The organism is Streptomyces aurantiogriseus (assembly GCF_014649375.1).
Lineage (GTDB): Bacteria > Actinomycetota > Actinomycetes > Streptomycetales > Streptomycetaceae > Streptomyces > Streptomyces aurantiogriseus.
On record NZ_BMSX01000003.1, the window covers coordinates 608,483 to 625,752 of the forward strand.

Genomic DNA, 17,270 nt, shown 5'->3' on the forward strand with positions numbered 1-17,270 from the left:
CAACCCTCAGTTGAGCCTCGCTCGCGCGGCGAACGCCTGCTCCCGCACCCGCTCGGCCGCCCCCTCGTCCACAGCCCCCAGGATCTCCGCGTACGCCTCCAGCTCCACCGCCCCCTCGACGAAGTCCCCTCGCTGCACCAGCACCTGCGCCCGCTCGTACCGCAACCGAGCCGGATGAGAAGGCAGCAGCAAAGACAACTCCACCGCCCACAGGGCGACATCCGACCGCTCCGGCCGAGCCACGGCCCACGCCCGGATGTTGTTCAGGATCCGCAGCACGACCTCCAACGGCTCCGCCGGCACCAGCATCGACGCATCCAGCGGAGCCCCCGTCGCCCCCGCGACCAGCAACTCCGCATCACGCCCCGTCAACACCCGCCCCCCGTCGAACGGATCGACCAGCACCTGCTGCTCCGGAGGACCGAACCCCACCACGAAGTGCCCCGGCAGGGCGACCCCGTACACCGGTGCCCCCGCCCTCCGCGCGACCTCCATCCACACCACGGACAGCAGGATCGGCAGCCCGCGCCGACGCCGCAGCACCTCGTGCAGCAGCGAGGACTCCAACCGCTGGTAGTCCGCGGCGGAGCCATGGAACCCGTACCGCTCACCGAGCAGCTCCCGCAGCGCCACCGCCCACGACCGCGGCCCGCCGGGCCGGAAGGGCACCTGCCCCGCCAGCCGGTCCAGCTCGACCTGCGCGGCGTCGAGCCCGGCCTCGTCGAGCGTCCGGTCGGCCTCCGCGGCCACCAGCAGGCACAGCACGGCCAGGTCGGGCCGCTCGGCCCGCGCCTCCTCGGCGAACCGCCGCCGCACCTCGGCGGGCTCGAACCCGGTCACGGCGCTCCAGCCTCCGGTTCCCGGTAGTGGTGGTACGAGTGATGCGCGCCGAAGCCCAGCCCGGCGTACAGCGCCCGCGCTCCCCCGTTGTCCTCCTCGACCTGCAGCCAGCCGGCGGACGCCCCCTCCTCCAGCGCCCGCTGCGCCAGCGCGGCCATCACCACCGTCGCCAGCCCTCGCCGCCGCTCCCCGGGATCCACCTCGACCGCCGCGAACCCGGCCCACCGTCCGTCCACGACACACCGCCCGATGGCGGCCGGAGCCGCCCCCGCCTCGCCCGGCACGGAGGCGAACCACACCGACGGCCCGCTCCCCAGCACCCGCAACGCCACCTCGCTCACCCCCTTGCGCCGGTACCGCGCCAGCCACGCCTCGTCGGCCTCGCGGGCGAGCACCACACCCTCAGGCTCCGCCCGGTCGGCGACCGGCGCCAGCGCCCCGATCCACAGCTCGGCGGTCACCTCCCGCACCCACCCGCGCCGCTCCAGCTCCGCGCACAGCAACTCCTGGGCGCCCTCGGCCCCGGTCGCGGTCTGCACATAGGCGGGCAGCCCGCGCTCGCCGTACCACCGCCGTACGGCGTCCAGGGCCGCGTCGAGCGGCACACCGGGGTCGCCGAGGGGGAGGACGGAGTTCGCGCGGCGGGTGAATCCGGCGGCGGCCCGCAGCTCCCACTCGCCGAGCCGCTCGCTCTCCAGGGGCTGCCAGGCCCGCGCGGCGACCCGCGCGAGCTCCTGGTACGAGGCGGCCGGCCCCCGGCGGCGCGCCGGAGCGGCCGGGACGACCTTTCCGGCGACCAGCGACGACTCGTCAATACGGACGCTTTCGCCGCTCTTCCGTGTGATCACCAGCACACCGGCGTCCCATGATGTGAGAACACCCACCGTGTCGGTGAATTTCCCCTCCGTGACTCCAGGTTCGCTCAAGCGCCGCACGGAAACACGTTTGCCCACGTCAGCAGTGGTGATTCGGACCTCGAGGCGTCCGGCGGCCGAGAATTCCACAGGTCGGTCCACCCCTCCTGTTCGGATCATGCCCAGGAACGGAGATACTAGGGGCGGGCATCGACGACGCCGCGCTCCCGCGCGCCAGGCGGCGGAGCCTGTGGGAGGCCCGCCAGCGCCCTATCGAGGAGGAACGACAGCGTGACCTACGTCATCGCGCAGCCTTGTGTCGACGTCAAGGACAAGGCGTGCATCGAGGAGTGCCCGGTCGACTGCATCTACGAGGGCTCCCGGTCCTTGTACATCCACCCGGACGAATGCGTCGACTGTGGTGCCTGTGAGCCGGTCTGCCCGGTCGAGGCGATCTTCTACGAGGACGACGTGCCGGAGGAGTGGAAGGACTACTACAAGGCGAACGTCGAGTTCTTCGACGAGCTGGGCTCGCCCGGCGGCGCCAGCAAGCTGGGTCTGATCGAGCGCGACCACCCCTTCGTCGCCGCGCTGCCGCCGCAGGCCGAGTAACCACGCAAGCGGCCCGCATCACCGCGCCGCCTCGGTCCCGTACGGCCTGATCGCCCTTGATCGCCGTACGGGACCGAGGCGTTTGCGGTACGAGCCGCCGTACCGACGAAAGTGAGCCAGTAACCGTGTCCGCAGTCTCCGACCGTCTGCCCACCTTCCCCTGGGACAAGCTGGAGCCGTACAAGAAGACGGCTGCCGCGCATCCGGACGGCATCGTCGACCTCTCCGTCGGCACCCCGGTCGACCCGGTTCCCGAGCTGATCCAGAAAGCGCTGATCGACGCGGCGGACTCCCCGGGCTATCCGACGGTCTGGGGCACCCCCGCACTGCGCGACGCGATCACCGGCTGGCTGGAGCGCCGCCTGGGCGCCCGCGAGGTCACCCACCGCCACGTCCTGCCGATCGTCGGCTCCAAGGAACTCGTCGCCTGGCTCCCCACCCAGCTGGGCCTCGGCCCCGGCGACAAGGTCGCCTACCCGCGCCTGGCCTACCCGACGTACGAGGTCGGCGCCCGCCTGGCCCGAGCGGACTACGAGGTCTACGACGATCCGACGAGCCTGGACCCCACGAACCTCAGGCTCCTCTGGCTGAACTCCCCGTCCAACCCCACGGGCAAGGTGCTGTCGAAGGCCGAGCTGACGAGGATCGTGGCCTGGGCGAGGGAGCACGGCGTCCTGCTCTTCTCCGACGAGTGCTACCTCGAACTGGGCTGGGAGGCCGACCCGGTCTCGGTCCTCCACCCGGACGTCAACGGCGGTTCCTACGAGGGCATCGTCTCGGTCCACTCCCTCTCCAAGCGCTCGAACCTGGCCGGCTACCGAGCGGCCTTCCTCGCCGGCGACCCGGCCGTCCTGGCCCCCCTCCTGGAGATCCGCAAGCACGGCGGCATGATGACGTCGGCCCCGACGCAGGCCGCGGTGGTGGCCGCCCTGGGCGACGACGAGCACGTCCGCGTCCAGCGCGAGCGCTACGCGGCCCGCCGCACCCTGCTCCGCGAGGCCCTGGTGAACCACGGCTTCCGCATCGAACACAGCGAAGCCAGCCTCTACCTCTGGGCCACCAGGGACGAGTCCTGCTGGGACACGGTCGCCCACCTCTCCGACCTCGGCATCCTGGTCGCCCCGGGCGACTTCTACGGCCCGGCGGGCGAGAACTTCGTACGCGTGGCACTGACGGCGACGGACGAGCGGGTGGCGGCGGCGGTAGAGCGCCTCAAGAGCCGGTAGACGCTGTTCCTGGCTGTGGGCAGTCGTTCCGGGTGGGCACAGCCTGAGGCGCCGGGTGCCGTGCAACCCGCCCCGGCCCCTGCCGACGTAAGCCAGCACAAGGCGACGGGGTCCAGGGAAACACCCTGGACCCCGTCGCCGTTCAGGTCGGCGCTCAGCTGAGCGGCAGGCCGCCCTTGGTCAGCGAGTCCGTCGGCAGCCCGTTCTTCTTCGCGGTCGATGTGGTGTCACGCAGGACGGCGTCGGCGGAGCCCGCCGCCTGCTTCACGGCCTTGCCGCCGGCCTTGTCCGCATCCGGCACCGCCTGCTTGACCGTCTTGCCACCGGTCTCGCCCGCGGTCCTGGTCACCTTCTGCGCCGTGCTGTCGACCGTGTCGCCGACGTTCGCCCCGTCCAGGGCGGTCACACCGCCGAGGTCCGGGGTGGCGGGCAGGTCGGGCGCCGCGCTGGCGGAGCCGGCCGCACCGACCCCCGCAGCCGCTCCCGCAGCGACGAGCAGCGCGGCACGGGCGATCCTGCGGGTCAGGGGGAGGGACATGATGCTCCTTCGACAGGGAAACAGTCGTTGATCGTCCGGGCTCGGACGCAGTGACTACCGCTCGAAGCCCGCGAAGGTTGCGGACGGCCGACGTAAAGAGTTGGCAATGCGTCGCATTATCGCCTGCGGATGAAAAGGGGCAAAAAGCATCCGGTGTGAAAGCCCGCCAAACCCCGAAGCCCTTTGTTCTCAAGGGTTTCGGCGGATACCGGGATGAGGGCGCGAAAACCTGACCGCACGGCATCCCGGACCCGCCGCACATAACCCGTGAGGGTGAGGACCCGTACTACCGCGCGGTGACGATCCGTACCGCGCTCGTACCGGAACCGGCCGCCGAACCCGAGGCCCCGGCGGCCTCCGTCCCGCCCGTCCTGGTCGCCCGCCACTTGCTGTCGGTGTTCCCGGCGACCCACTCCCGCCCGGCGTATGTGACGCGCTCGATGTGCAGGGCCGAGGCGTTGGCCACCGCCCAGTGGGCGAGCTGCCAGCCGCGCTCGCCGATGTCGCGCCCGGCGGTGGTCTCGCCGGTGACGGGCAGCGTCACGGTCCGCCCGCTGGTCTCGGCGGCGGGCACGTCCGCCGCCTCGGCCGTGTCGACCTCCGCGCCCGCCTCTTCGAGAGCGTTCCGCCCGAAGTCCCGGACGAGCGCCGCGCGCACCGCGTCCGGACCTGTGGCCGTCGCGGTCTCCGGGCGCCCCTCGCAGGTCAGCGTGGCCGCCGAGGTGCCGGTGAGCGCGGCGGCCAGCAGCGTGGCGTCCGGCTCGTGCTTGGCGTACGCCTCCGGGTAACCGCTGCGCTGCACGCGCTGCGCGGCGACGGTGAGCGGCAGCTCGGTGTAGTCGGGCACCTTGGCGAGGTGCTCGTAGAAGATGTCGGCCGCGTAGGTGGGGTCGGTGACCTCCTGCGGGGTGCCCCAGCCCTGAGAGGGCCGCTGCTGGAACAGGCCGAGCGAGTCCCGGTCGCCGTGGTCGAGGTTGCGCAGCGCCGACTCCTGCAGCGCGGTCGCCAGCGCGATGGTCACGGCCCGCTCGGGCATGCCCCGGTCGGTGCCGACGGCCGCGATCGTGGCCGCGTTCACCGCCTGCTCCGGCGAGAACTCGTACGTCGTTCCCGTGCCCTCGGAGGAAACGACTCTGCACCCCGGATCGCCCGCGCCGCCGCTGACGTACTGGACCACGACATAACCCGCGATGGCGGACAGGACCATGCAGGCCGCCCCGAAACGGAGGAGGCGGCCGCGGCGCTTGGGGGAGGGTGTCGGCTCTGGCACCCGTACAAGGTACTGGAGAGTAGGGAGACCGGGGAGGCGAGATGCGAACGGTGGGGCCAGCGCGACGCACAGTCGGCGCGTTAGGGTCGTCGGCATGGCCGAGACCCCGCTTGACCTCACGCTGGATGCCGCTCTGCTCACCGCGCAGCTCGTCGACTTCCCCTCGGAGAGCGGCACCGAGAAGCCGCTCGCGGACGCGATCGAGGCCGCCCTGCGCGCCCTGCCGCACCTGACCGTGGACCGCTACGGCAACAACGTGATCGCCCGCACCCATCTGAGCCGGCCGGAGCGGGTGATCCTCGCCGGCCACATCGACACGGTCCCGATCGCCGACAACGTCCCCTCCCGGCTGGACGAGGACGGCGTGCTCTGGGGCTGCGGCACCTGCGACATGAAGGCGGGCGTCGCGGTGCAGCTGCGCATCGCGGCGACGGTCCCGGCGCCGAACAGGGACCTGACCTTCGTCTTCTACGACAACGAGGAGGTCGCCGCCGACCTCAACGGCCTCAAGCACGTGGCCGAGACCCGTCCCGAGTGGCTGAAGGGCGACTTCGCGGTCCTGCTGGAGCCCTCCGACGGCCAGGTGGAGGGCGGCTGCCAGGGCACCCTGCGGGTCCTGCTGAAGACGAAGGGCGAGCGGGCGCACTCGGCGCGCAGCTGGATGGGCTCCAACGCGATCCACGCGGCGGCCCCGATCCTGGCCCGCCTCGCCGCGTACGAGCCGCGCTACCCGGTCATCGACGGCCTCGAGTACCGCGAGGGCCTCAACGCGGTGGGCATCAGCGGCGGCGTGGCCGGCAACGTCATCCCCGACGAGTGCGTCGTGACGGTCAACTTCCGCTACGCGCCGGACCGCAGCGCGGAGGAGGCCATCGCCCATGTCCGCGAGGTCTTCGCCGACTGCGGGGTCGAGGAGTTCGTCGTCGACGACCACAGCGGCGCGGCCCTGCCCGGCCTCTCCCACCCGGCCGCCGCGGCCTTCATCGAGGCGGTGGGCGGCACCCCGCAGCCCAAGTACGGCTGGACGGACGTCTCCCGTTTCTCGGCACTCGGCGTTCCCGCGGTCAACTACGGCCCCGGCAACCCGCACCTGGCGCACAAGCGGGACGAACGCGTGGAGACGGCCAAGATCCTTGCGGGGGAGGAGCGGCTGCGGGCCTGGCTCACGGCATGAGGGATCCCTGTCGGCACTTCATGGCGGACACGCCGACGTCCCCCGCCCGTAACCCGCGTAGATCTAGTCTGAGGTGGAACAACCCGCAAGCGGAGGGAGCTCATATGGCTACCGGCAACCCCGAGGGCAAGAAGCAGCCACCGGAGGAACAGCGCCTGGGACCGGTCCTCCGAAGGCGGGATCAGGTACAGCCGAGCACCACGGACCAGCGTCTGCTGGACGAGCGTGCCCCCTCCGACTGGGTCCACACGGACCCCTGGCGGGTCCTGCGCATCCAGTCGGAGTTCATCGAGGGCTTCGGCACCCTCGCCGAACTCCCGCCCGCCATCAGCGTGTTCGGCTCGGCCCGGACGCCGGTGGACTCGCCCGAGTACGACGCGGGCGCGCGGCTGGGGCGCGCCCTGGTCGAGGCCGGCTGGGCGGTCATCACGGGTGGCGGCCCCGGCGCGATGGAAGCGGCCAACAAGGGCGCCTGCGAGGCGGGCGGCATCTCGGTGGGGCTGGGCATCGAACTGCCCTTCGAGCAGGGGCTGAACCCCTACGTCGACATCGGCCTGAACTTCCGCTACTTCTTCGTCCGCAAGATGATGTTCGTGAAGTACGCGCAGGGCTTCGTGGTCCTGCCCGGCGGCCTCGGCACCCTGGACGAACTCTTCGAAGCCCTCACCCTCGTCCAGACCCAGAAGGTCACCCGCTTCCCCATCGTCCTCTTCGGCACGGAGTACTGGGGCGGCCTGATCGACTGGCTGCAGAACACCCTGATCGCCCAGGGCAAGGCGTCCGAGAAGGACCTCCTCCTCTTCCACGTCACGGACGACGTGCAGGAAGCGGTGGCGCTGGTGTCCAAGGAGGCGGGACGCTAGCCGCTGGGCCGGGCAGGCTGAGGTGACCGGCGTGGGGGTCGCCCGACCGGCGGCTCCGCCCCCGGACCCCCGGGCCTATGCCCACCCCCCACCCGACTCGGTCGGCTGAGAAGCGGGCCTCACGCTCAACCCGCCCGGCGGCGCCTGACAAGCACCGGGCAGGGCAATCCAGCCCGTGTGGGGGTGCCTGGCGAGCGCCGGGTCAGGGCATTTCAGCCCGTCCGGCGTTTGAGGACGAGGCCCGTTCAGGGCCGAAGCGGGGTGCGGGGCGGCAGCCCCGCGTGGGGTGCAGGGGCGCAGCCCCGCCGGGGGTACAGGGGGGCGGAGCCCCCCCCTGGCGGGGTCGAAGGGGCGGAGCCCCTGGGGACGGGAAGGGTAGGGGCGGCGGGGGCGAGGAAAAACTACGCGAGCCCCCTCCGCGCCACCGCCGGCTGCCGGTGCCCGGCGATCGACGCCACCATGTCCAGCACCTGCCGTGTCTCCGCGACCTCGTGCACCCGGTACACCTGAGCCCCCAGCCACGCCGACACCGCCGTCGTCGCCAGCGTCCCCACCACCCGCTCCTTCACCGGCCGGTCCAGCGTCTCTCCGACGAAGTCCTTGTTGGACAGGGAAACCAGCACCGGCCACCCCGTCTCCACCATCTCCCCGAGCCGCCGGGTCGCCTCCAGACTGTGCCGGGTGTTCTTGTTGAAGTCGTGCCCGGGGTCGATGAGGATCGACTCCCTCGGCACGCCCAGCCCCGCCGCCCGCTCCGCGAGCCCGACGGTCACCCGCAGGATGTCGGCCATGACGTCGTCGTACGTCACCCGGTGCGGACGCGTCCGCGGCTCCGCACCCCCGGCATGGGTGCACACCAGCCCCACCCCGTACCGCGCGGCGACCTCCGCCAGCCGCGGGTCGACGCCACCCCACGCGTCGTTCAGCACATCCGCGCCCGCCTCGCAGACGGCCTCCCCGACCTCCGCCCGCCAGGTGTCCACGCTGATGATCACGTCGGGGAAGCGCCGCCGCACCTCGGCGACGAAGCCGACCGTCCTTCGCGCCTCCTCCTCGGCGGTCACCTCTTCGCCCGGCCCGGCCTTGACCCCGCCGATGTCGATGATCGCGGCGCCCTCCGCCACCGCCTGCTCCACCCGCGCCAACGCCGGCTCGTCACGGAAGGTCGCACCCTGGTCGTAGAAGGAGTCCGGGGTCCGGTTCACGATCGCCATGATCACTGGCTCGTGCGTGCCGAACTCCCGCCTGCCCAGCCTGAGCATCTCCTGTGACCTTTCCTGGTACGTCCTGGACATCCGCCGCCTGCGACCCTAACCGTCACACCCGCATGGCACGATCGGACCCTGACACATTCGACACCGAGCACAGCGAGCGTGGGGACCCACCGATGGTTATGTTCTTGTTCCTGGTCGTCGCGCTCGCCGTCGTGGTCGCCGCGGTGACACTCGCCGTGGTGGGCGGCGGCGAGGGCACCGGACCGCTGCCCGAGGTCGCCCCGGAGCGGCCGCACGACCCGCTGCCCCCGGACCGCCCCCTCGACCGGTCCGACATCGACCGCCTCCGCTTCCCGCTCGCCCCCCGCGGCTACCGCATGGCGGACGTCGACGACGCCCTCAACCGTCTTGGCGCCGAGCTCGCCGAACGCGACGCCCGTATCGCCGAACTGGAGTCCGCCCTGGCCGGCGCCCAGCCCCACGAGGCCCACCAGCCCCACATCTCCATGGAGAAGCCCCGGCAGGAGGAGCAGCGGTGAGTGACGCCACCGCCCTCGCCGGCCCGGACGGCGCGCTGCGCTGCCCCTGGGCCCTGTCCACGCCGGACTACGTGACGTATCACGACGAGGAGTGGGGCCGGCCGGTCCACGGCGACGACGCGCTGTACGAACGCCTCAGCCTGGAGGCCTTCCAGTCGGGCCTGTCCTGGATCACCATCCTGCGCCGCCGCCCCGGCTTCCGCGCCGCCTTCGCCGACTTCAAGATCGCCTCGGTCGCCGCCTTCACCGACGAGGACCGCGCCCGCCTCCTCGTCGACCCGGGCATCATCCGCAACCGCGCCAAGATCGACGCCACCCTCGCCAACGCACGGGTGCTGGCCGAGTGGACGCCGGGTGAGCTGGACGAACTGATCTGGTCCCACGCCCCCGACCCCGCCGGGCGCCCGGTCCCCAGGAGCCTGACCGACGTCCCGGCGGTCACACCCGAGTCGACGGCCCTGTCCAAGGCGCTGAAGAAACGGGGGCTGCGCTTCGTGGGGCCGACGACGGCGTACGCGCTGATGCAGGCGTGCGGGCTGGTCGACGATCACCTGGAGACGTGCGTGGCGAGGCGGGGCTGAGCCCCGCCCCGGCCGACGGTCACCTTCCCAGGTACTTCGGCGCCTCCTTGTTCACGAACGCCTGCACCGCGATCCCGTGGTCCTCCGACTGTCCCGCCCGCGTCTGGAGCTCGTCCTCCTTCTCCAGCGCCTCGGCCAGCGAGTGGGAGACCCCGTAGGCCACCGCCTCCTTGATCGCCGCGTACGCCACCGTCGGCCCCTCGGCCAGCGCCCGCGCGACCTTCTCGGCCTCGGCCCGCAGCTCGGCGGAGGGAACGACCCGGTTGGCGATCCCCAGCTCGTACGCCTCCTGCGCCTTGACGCTGCGCGGGAAGAGCAGCAGGTCGGTGGCCCGGCCGGGGCCGACCACGCGCGGAAGGGTCCAGGAGACGCCGGAGTCGGCGGTCAGCGCCACGCCCGCGAACGACGTGTTGAAGGCCGCCGTGTCCGCCACGATCCGGTAGTCCGCCGCGAGCGCGAAACCGAAGCCCGCCCCGGCCGCGACGCCGTTCACCGCGGCGACGACCGGCTTGGGCGCCTCGGTCAGTGCCCGCACGATCGGGTTGTAGTGCTCCCGGACGGTGGTCATGGTCTGCCCCGAGCCGGTCTCCCGGTCGGCGGCCAGCAGTCCGATGTGCTCCTTGAGGTCCTGGCCGACGCAGAAGGCCCGGTCACCGGCGGCGGTCAGCAGCACCGCGCGGACGGCCGCGTCCTCCGCCGCCGAGCGCACCGCCTCCCGCAGGGCGACCTTGGTCGCGATGTTCAGCGCGTTCATCGCCTCCGGGCGGTTCAGGGTGATCGTCGCGAGCCCGTCGCTCACCTCGTAGAGCACGGTGTCGGCCATGGGGTGTCCCCTCCGGTGTCGCTGCTGCGGCGTACCGACCGGTACGCCCGTCTCCGAAGGACAGCATGAAGGACGGGGACCGCGCAGCACGTGTGACCTGCGTCAAAGAATTCGGGACGATTTCCGGTCGGGGGAAGTCCGTGCGGATGCGAAGTATCGCAGTCACATCGCCGAATTGAGTGGTTTTGCTCGCGCGCGTTGCCCAAGCGATGCCAACCGATGTTGGTCATCGGGTCCTGAGATGCGGGATAATGGCTTGGAAGCAATGTGTTCGATGCCGGTGTCGCGTGTCCCCGGACCGCGCGTGCCCTTCACGGGCCGTCGGCTTTGACGGTGAGCTGGTTTCAGGAAGGGGAACGAGCATGGCGGCCATGAAGCCGCGGACGGGCGATGGCCCGCTCGAGGTGACCAAGGAGGGGCGGGGCATCGTCATGCGCGTTCCGCTCGAAGGCGGCGGTCGGCTCGTCGTCGAGCTGACCCCTGACGAGGCCGACGCGCTCGGCGACGCCCTCAAGAAGGTCGTCGGCTGACGCGCAAGCGACCATACCCTTTCAGCCGCCCCGGCGCCCTCTTGGGTGCCGGGGCCGCTGTTTCGCCCCCGAAGCCCTCAAGGACACGGCCTCGCCCGGCCGGGGCCACGGTCACCGAACCCCACGGTCAGCGCTTGACCGCGCACAGGAGCCCGTCCCCCACCGGCAGCAGCGACGGCACCAGCTCCTGGCTCTCCCGCACCGCCCGCAGCAGCTCGCGGATCCGTATGACCTCCGTGGGCTGCGGGCCGGAGTCGATCGTGCGGCCGTTGGCGAAGACCCCCTCGAACACCACCAGGCCCCCGGGGCGCAGAAGGCGCAACGATTCAGCGAGGTAGTCCATGACCTCGAGGCGGTCGCCGTCGCAGAAGACCAGGTCGTAGCCCGCGTCCGCGAGGCGGGGCAGGACGTCGAGGGCGCGGCCGGGGATGAAACGGGCCCGGTTGCTGGCGAAGCCGCAGGCGCGGAAGGCCTGCCGGGCGAACTGCTGGTGCTCCGGCTCGGGGTCGACGGTCGTCAGGACGCCGTCGGGGCGCATGCCGTACAACAGGTGGATCCCGGAAACGCCGGTGCCGGTACCGATCTCCGCGACCGCCTTCGCGTCCACGGTGGCGGCGAGCAACCGCAGTGCGGCGCCCGTGCTGGGCGACACCGAGCGCAGCCCTGCCTCACGGGCCCGGTCGCGGGCCCAGCGCAGCGCTTCGTCCTCGGCGACATAGGCGTCGGCGAACGCCCAGCTCGTCTGCCGGTTGCCGGTAATGACCCTCTCCTGTCCCCGTGGTTGCCTGGGCGTGACTGTATCCGTTGCCGCCGGGAACCCGCAGATGGGACCGGGCGTTTGAAGGGGTGGGAAAGACGACGGGGGGACACAGTTGGATCACGACGAGGGACGAGACGCCGAGCAAGTGCTGACGCAGCCGTATGAGCCGTATCAGCACAGATCAAATTCTCGTAAAACCGCTTATCCGGAGCTAACGGGCGAGGTGGCTATGGTAGGGGCTCCACTGGACACCACCAGAGCCGACAGGGGAGGTGCGGCTGCACCTGTGGACCGGGGAGGAGTGCTGCGGCGCTTCCTCGGGTCGGCGGGCAAGCCGAAATCCGTGAACGACACTGCTGACCACAGCCACGCCGCCGGTCCTGCGGCCGGCCACGCCCAGACCGCGACCTTCTCCACCGACGCGGACGGGCAGGCGTGGACTCCGCCCACGTGGGAGGAGATCGTCAGCATGCACAGCGGCCGGGTCTACCGGCTCGCCTACCGGCTCACCGGCAACCAGCACGACGCCGAGGACCTCACCCAGGAGGTCTTCGTCCGCGTCTTCCGCTCCCTGTCGACCTACACGCCGGGCACCTTCGAGGGCTGGCTGCACCGCATCACCACCAACCTCTTCCTGGACATGGTCCGCCGCAAGCAGCGCATCCGCTTCGACGCGCTCGGCGACGACGCCGCAGAGCGGCTGGCCAGCAAGGAGCCCACCCCGCAGCAGGTCTTCAACGACGCCCACTTCGACGCGGACGTCCAGCAGGCCCTCGACACCCTGGCGCCCGAGTTCCGCGCCGCGGTCGTCCTGTGCGACATCGAAGGACTGTCGTACGAGGAGATCGCCGCGACCCTCGGCGTCAAGCTCGGCACGGTCCGTTCGCGGATCCACCGCGGCCGTTCCCAGCTGCGCAAGGCGCTCGCGCATCGCTCGCCCGAGGCACGCGCGGAGCGGCGTTCCTTCATGGCCCGTGTGCCCGCTCTGGGGGGAGGGGGCGCGACCGCGTGAGTGGATCCCGTCCTACCCCGGCAGAGCAGCACCTCGGCGACCGACTGTCCGCCCTCGTGGACGGCGAGCTCGGTCATGACACACGCGAGCGCGTCCTGGCGCACGTGGCGACCTGCCCCAAATGCAAGGCGGAGGTCGACGCGCAGCGCCGGCTGAAGAACGTCTTCGCGGAAGTGGCCCCACCCGCCCCCTCCGAGAGTTTCCTGGCCCGTCTCCAGGGACTCCCCGGGGGAGGTGACACGGACGGCGGCGGTATGCCGCTCGGGGGAGGATTCGACGACCGCTTCGGCTCCCGCCCCGGAGCGTCCGGAGTCTTCGGAATGAGACGGGACGAGCCGTTCGAGTTCGGCTACCTCCCCGCGCGGGGTCACGACTCCGTGCTCACTCCCTCCTCGGACCGCGGCTTCCGTATCCACCCCGTCGGCCGCGGCGACGCCGAGCGCTCCCGCAGCCTGCGGTTCGCCTTCGTCGCCGCCGGCGCGGTGTCGCTGGCCGCGATCGCCCTGGGCGGAGTGAACGCCGGCGCCCCGGTCGACACGGACGCCCGCGGCGGCTCCGGCAGCAATGTGACCCCGGCCCGCACCCCCGGCACCGGCTCCACCCCAGCCCCGGACAACCAGCGCCGCCGTACCACCGCGCCGCTGCTCGTCCAGAGCGGCCAACTGCTCGGCGAGACCCCGGTCGCCCCGACCCAGGTCGCCGCGCCGCTGCTGCCCGGAGTGCCGGCCTCCGCCGCAAGCCAGGCCGACCAGACGCTGCACGGGCTCACCACCCCCGTGGTGGCCGGCGCCGCCGCCATGTCCCCGCTGATACGTCCGCTGGGCACGACCCCGCCGATCGCCCTGACCTCCTGGACCACCGCCCCCGAGGTCACAGCGCCCGGCCTGCTCGCCGCGCCCGTCCCCGACACCACCTCCGCTCCCAGCACCTCTGCCTCTCCGCAGAACGCCCGCTGACCCGGCCCCGGCGCCGGTGCGCCGCGAACCTGGTTGAATCCTGGGAGGACCGCGCCCGAGCCCGGCGGCCGGGCGCGGAGGCGGAGTTCGACGAGCTGCGGCCCCCCGCCGACGAGGCATGCCGCGACGGGGCCCGAGTGCGGGGAGAGCATGAACGAGGGGAAGCCCACGAAGGCGAAGTGGTGGAGCCGGCCTCGACCGCAGAGCCCTGGCGGGCAGGAGAGCGGCCGGGAGGACACCGAGGGCGACTTCGAACTGGCGCGGCCGGTCGGGCCGGAGGTGGAGGAGAGCGCGGGTGGGCCCGTCGTCACGGCCGAGGGTGGCCGTGACGACGGTGACTATGAGCTGAGCCGGCCGCTGAGTGAGGGTGTTCCTCCAGAGGCAGCGGTAGAGGCAGAGGCCGCGGCGCAGAGGGAGAAGCAGCCCGAGCCGACGGTGGGTTCCTCCGGTGAGCCCGCCGCCCACCCTCCGGCGGCGGTTGAGCCGGTGTCCGGGGAGGGGCCTGGCGATGCGGCGCGGTCGGTTCCGGCGGCTGAGATTGGTGAGCCTGTGTCGGCGGGTGTGCCGGTGTCGGAGCAGGGGCCTGTTGAGGTGGCGCGGTCCGTTCCGGCGGGTGAGGTTGGTGAGCCTGTGTCGGCGCATATGCCGGTGTCGGAGCAGGGGGGTGTTGAGGTGGTGAGGTCGGTTCCGGCGGGTGAGGTTGGTGAGCCTGTGACGGCGGGTGTGCCGGTGTCGGAGCAGGGGCCTGTTGAGGTGGCGCGGTCGGTTCCGGCGGGCGAAGTCGTTGAGCCGGTGGCGGCGGATGCGCCGGTATTCGCGCAGGAGCCCCCCGAGTTGGCCGAGTCCGTGCCCGTGCCCACGGGGGAGGTCCCCGAGGCCGTCACCCTGCCGCCGGTCGCGGGTGAACGTCCCAAGCCCCTGCACGACCCCGACCCCTACAGCACCCCGCCGTACGGCGAGCCGGGCCCCTGGGCCCCCGCACCGCCCGTTCAGCACCCGGCGACGGCCACACCGGCCCAGGGCGCTGCCGTGCCCACGCCCGTCCCTGGCTCGCCTGTCCCGGGCATGTCCGCCCCCGGTTCGACCGTCCCGGGCATGTCCGCCCCCGGTTCGACCGTCCCGGGCATGTCCGCCCCCGGTTCGACCGTCCCGGGCATGCCCGCCCCCGGATCGCCCGCCCAGGGCACGTCCGCGCCCGCTGTGCCCGTTCCTGGTGCCCTTGGCCCCAGCGTGTCTGCGCCCGCCGTATCTGCGCCTGTGCCCGGCGTGTCTGCGCCCGCCGTATCTGCCCCTGTGCCCGGCGTGTCTGCGCCCGCCGTATCTGCCCCCGTGCCCGGCGCGTCTGCGCCCGCCGTATCCGCCCCTGTGCCCGGCGCGACCGCTTCTGTGCCCGGCGTGGGCGTCCCGCCCGGGTCGGCAGCCGCGGGTGGAGGCCCTGCGTCGACCGTCCCCGTCCCCGTACCGCCGGCCTCTCCCGGCAACCCCTGGCACCGCTACGACCCCTGGTCCGCCCCCGCCGGCCCCCTTCACCAGACCGGCGCCGCCGTGCTCACGGAGGGGCAGCGGCGTAAGCGGGTGCGGAAGAAGCTTGTCGGCGGGGCCATGGCCCTTGCTCTTGTGTCCGGGGTGTTCGGCGGGGCCGTGGGCGTGTATCTGGAGCGCAACGGCGGGTTCGACGGGGTGGAGCTGCCGCAGGCCTCCGCGGAGCCCACCGGGCGTTCCGCGGACAGCGTGGCCGGCATCGCCGCCCGTGCCCTGCCCAGCGTCGTCACCCTGCATGTCAGCGGCACCGAGGAGTCCGGCACCGGCACCGGCTTCGTGCTCGACTCGCTCGGTCACATCCTCACCAACCACCACGTCGTCGAGCCCGCCGGATCCGGCGGCGAGATAACGGTCGTCTTCAACGGCGGCCAGACCGCCAAGGGCGAGGTCGTCGGCGGGGACAGCGGCTACGACCTCGCCGTCGTGAAGGTGACCGGAGTGAAGGGGCTGAAGCCCCTGTACCTCGGCAACTCCGACAACGTCCAGGTCGGCGACCCGGTCGTCGCCATCGGCGCCCCCTTCGACCTGGAGGGCACCGTCACCTCCGGGATCATCAGCGCCAAGGAGCGGCCCATCACGGCCGGCGGCGAGAGCGGCGACGGCAGCGACATGTCGTACGTCGACGCACTGCAGACCGACGCGCCCATCAACCCCGGCAACTCCGGCGGCCCTCTCCTCAACGCGCAGGGCCATGTGATCGGCATCAACTCCGCCATCCGCTCCGCCGCCGACGGCACCGACTCCGACAGCGGCCAGGCCGGCTCGATCGGCCTGGGCTTCGCCATCCCGATCAACCAGGGCAAGCGGGTCGCCGAGGAGCTGATCAACACCGGTAAGGCGACCCACCCGGTCATCGGTGTCACCCTCGACATGGACTACTCCGGCGACGGCGCCCGCGTCGGCACCAAGGGCGGCGACGGCGGTTCCCCGGTCACCCCGGGCGGCCCCGGCGACCGGGCCGGCATCCAGGCCGGCGACGTCATCACCAAGGTCGACGGCCGGCCCGTCCACTCCGGCGAGGAGCTGATCGTCAAGACCCGCGCCCACCGTCCCGGCGACCGCCTGGAACTGACGATCCAGCGCGACGGGAAGGAACGCACCCTCTCCCTGGTGCTCGGTTCCTCCGATTGACAGAAACCTCACAGGCCAGGGCCGAATCGTGGCTCCACTAGGCAAACAACGCGAAAAACAGGTCGCCCGTACGCACTCGGACACCTCGGGACGGTACCGGTCGGACAGGTGCGACAGGTACCGTGGACCCGGCCCGGACCACGGAAGACCCGAACTGACCACCGAGGGCCGAGGACCGCGGACATCGCAAGGAGCTTCAGGTGTTCAATGACATAGGTGCGCTCGAGCTGGTGACGATCGTCGTCCTGGCCGTGCTCGTCTTCGGTCCGGACAAGCTCCCGAAGGTCATCCAGGACGTGATGCGCACGGTCCGGAAGATCCGTGAGTTCTCGGAGAGCGCCAAGCAGGACATCCGGCAGGAACTCGGCCCGGAGTTCAAGGACTTCGAGTTCGAGGACCTCAACCCCAAGACGTTCATCCGCAAGCAGCTGGACAACGACGATCTGGGACTGAAGGAGATCCGCAACGGCTTCGACCTGAAGAAGGAGATGGCCGAGGTCACCGACGCGGTCCACGGCCGTGAGTCGGAGTCCTCCTCGGGATCCTCGTCGGGTTCCTCAGGCAGCCGCGTCGACATGGCGAAGAAGCCCGAGACGCCGGAGAAGGACGACCGCCCGCCCTTCGACGCGGACGCCACCTGAGCCACCCACGCCTCCCGGTGTGAGGGGGCGCACGCCCCACGCGCCGGGCGGCTTCCCCTCACCAGGCAGCAGGATGGCTATGCTGCCTGGTTGTTGTGCGGACCGGCCGAGTACGCCCGAAGGGGGGCGGGCCGGGACGGTCCGGCGAGAGCGAGGAGGCGTCC

General features: G+C 72.0%; 18 protein-coding genes. 11 read left to right on the forward strand and 7 right to left on the reverse strand.

The window, feature by feature from the left end:
• Positions 1-6: 6 nt before the first annotated feature.
• Together IE263_RS09330 and IE263_RS09335 are read right to left on the reverse strand one after the other, a co-directional pair.
• On the reverse strand, positions 7-840 hold the full coding sequence (locus tag IE263_RS09330) for a SirB1 family protein (RefSeq protein WP_189934212.1): 834 nt from the start codon (positions 838-840) through the stop codon (positions 7-9).
• Complete coding sequence (locus IE263_RS09335; RefSeq protein ID WP_189934369.1) at positions 837-1,844, reverse strand: GNAT family N-acetyltransferase; 1,008 nt, start codon at positions 1,842-1,844, stop codon at positions 837-839. The genes IE263_RS09330 and IE263_RS09335 overlap by 4 nt, the downstream gene beginning before the upstream one ends.
• A gap of 141 nt (positions 1,845-1,985) precedes the next feature.
• Between IE263_RS09335 and fdxA the strand changes: the two genes are divergently transcribed.
• Both fdxA and IE263_RS09345 read left to right on the forward strand, forming a co-directional pair.
• On the forward strand, positions 1,986-2,306 hold the full coding sequence (fdxA, locus tag IE263_RS09340) for a ferredoxin (protein ID WP_003998156.1): 321 nt from the start codon (positions 1,986-1,988) through the stop codon (positions 2,304-2,306).
• Between the two features lie 125 nt (positions 2,307-2,431).
• On the forward strand, positions 2,432-3,532 hold the full coding sequence (locus IE263_RS09345) for a bifunctional succinyldiaminopimelate transaminase/glutamate-prephenate aminotransferase (protein WP_189934214.1): 1,101 nt from the start codon (positions 2,432-2,434) through the stop codon (positions 3,530-3,532).
• A 154-nt stretch (positions 3,533-3,686) separates the two neighbouring features.
• Here IE263_RS09345 and IE263_RS09350 read toward each other — a convergent pair whose 3' ends face one another.
• On the reverse strand, positions 3,687-4,070 hold the full coding sequence (locus IE263_RS09350; protein ID WP_189934216.1) for an ATP-binding protein: 384 nt from the start codon (positions 4,068-4,070) through the stop codon (positions 3,687-3,689).
• A gap of 286 nt (positions 4,071-4,356) precedes the next feature.
• Complete coding sequence (locus IE263_RS09355; protein ID WP_189934218.1) at positions 4,357-5,340, reverse strand: VldE C-terminal domain-containing protein; 984 nt, start codon at positions 5,338-5,340, stop codon at positions 4,357-4,359.
• 94 nt (positions 5,341-5,434) lie between these two features.
• Here IE263_RS09355 and dapE point away from each other — a divergent pair, with 94 nt between their 5' ends.
• Both dapE and IE263_RS09365 read left to right on the forward strand, forming a co-directional pair.
• The gene (gene dapE / locus IE263_RS09360) at positions 5,435-6,514 is read left to right on the forward strand and encodes a succinyl-diaminopimelate desuccinylase (protein WP_189934220.1); all 1,080 of its coding nucleotides are present in this window, start codon (positions 5,435-5,437) and stop codon (positions 6,512-6,514) included.
• Between the two features lie 104 nt (positions 6,515-6,618).
• Positions 6,619-7,377: an LOG family protein gene (locus IE263_RS09365; RefSeq protein WP_189934221.1), complete on the forward strand. Its 759-nt coding sequence runs from the start codon at positions 6,619-6,621 to the stop codon at positions 7,375-7,377.
• Between the two features lie 401 nt (positions 7,378-7,778).
• Here IE263_RS09365 and folP read toward each other — a convergent pair whose 3' ends face one another.
• Positions 7,779-8,639, reverse strand: coding sequence for a dihydropteroate synthase (gene folP, locus IE263_RS09370; protein WP_189934223.1), 861 nt, complete (start codon positions 8,637-8,639; stop codon positions 7,779-7,781).
• Positions 8,640-8,764: 125 nt separating this feature from the next.
• On the opposite strand from folP, the gene IE263_RS09375 reads away from it, so the two are divergent.
• Entirely contained in the window at positions 8,765-9,130 is a 366-nt protein-coding gene (locus IE263_RS09375) for a DivIVA domain-containing protein (RefSeq protein ID WP_189934225.1), read from the forward strand.
• Complete coding sequence (locus IE263_RS09380) at positions 9,127-9,711, forward strand: DNA-3-methyladenine glycosylase I (RefSeq protein ID WP_189934227.1); 585 nt, start codon at positions 9,127-9,129, stop codon at positions 9,709-9,711. The genes IE263_RS09375 and IE263_RS09380 overlap by 4 nt, the downstream gene beginning before the upstream one ends.
• Before the next feature lie 19 nt (positions 9,712-9,730).
• Here the strand turns inward: IE263_RS09380 and chcB are convergent, their stop codons facing one another.
• On the reverse strand, positions 9,731-10,534 hold the full coding sequence (gene chcB, locus IE263_RS09385) for a 2-cyclohexenylcarbonyl CoA isomerase (RefSeq protein ID WP_189934229.1): 804 nt from the start codon (positions 10,532-10,534) through the stop codon (positions 9,731-9,733).
• A 362-nt stretch (positions 10,535-10,896) separates the two neighbouring features.
• Between chcB and IE263_RS09390 the strand changes: the two genes are divergently transcribed.
• Positions 10,897-11,064 carry a DUF3117 domain-containing protein gene (locus tag IE263_RS09390; protein WP_003966491.1) on the forward strand — a complete coding sequence of 56 codons (168 nt, stop codon included), beginning with the start codon at positions 10,897-10,899 and terminating at the stop codon, positions 11,062-11,064.
• 127 nt (positions 11,065-11,191) lie between these two features.
• Here IE263_RS09390 and IE263_RS09395 read toward each other — a convergent pair whose 3' ends face one another.
• Positions 11,192-11,890, reverse strand: a complete 699-nt coding sequence (locus IE263_RS09395; protein ID WP_308430597.1) for an O-methyltransferase — start codon at positions 11,888-11,890, stop codon at positions 11,192-11,194.
• Between the two features lie 235 nt (positions 11,891-12,125).
• On the opposite strand from IE263_RS09395, the gene sigE reads away from it, so the two are divergent.
• The 4 genes from sigE to IE263_RS09415 all read left to right on the forward strand — a co-directional run bounded on the left by sigE (position 12,126) and on the right by IE263_RS09415 (position 17,106).
• Positions 12,126-12,836, forward strand: coding sequence for an RNA polymerase sigma factor SigE (sigE, locus tag IE263_RS09400; RefSeq protein ID WP_189934373.1), 711 nt, complete (start codon positions 12,126-12,128; stop codon positions 12,834-12,836).
• Positions 12,833-13,792 (forward strand): anti-sigma factor family protein, encoded by a 960-nt coding sequence (locus tag IE263_RS09405; protein WP_189934231.1) that lies wholly within the window; start codon positions 12,833-12,835, stop codon positions 13,790-13,792. The genes sigE and IE263_RS09405 overlap by 4 nt, the downstream gene beginning before the upstream one ends.
• A gap of 1,065 nt (positions 13,793-14,857) precedes the next feature.
• Positions 14,858-16,465, forward strand: a complete 1,608-nt coding sequence (locus IE263_RS09410) for a S1C family serine protease (protein ID WP_444545094.1) — start codon at positions 14,858-14,860, stop codon at positions 16,463-16,465.
• A gap of 200 nt (positions 16,466-16,665) precedes the next feature.
• Positions 16,666-17,106, forward strand: a complete 441-nt coding sequence (locus tag IE263_RS09415) for a sec-independent translocase (protein WP_189934233.1) — start codon at positions 16,666-16,668, stop codon at positions 17,104-17,106.
• Positions 17,107-17,270: the final 164 nt, after the last annotated feature.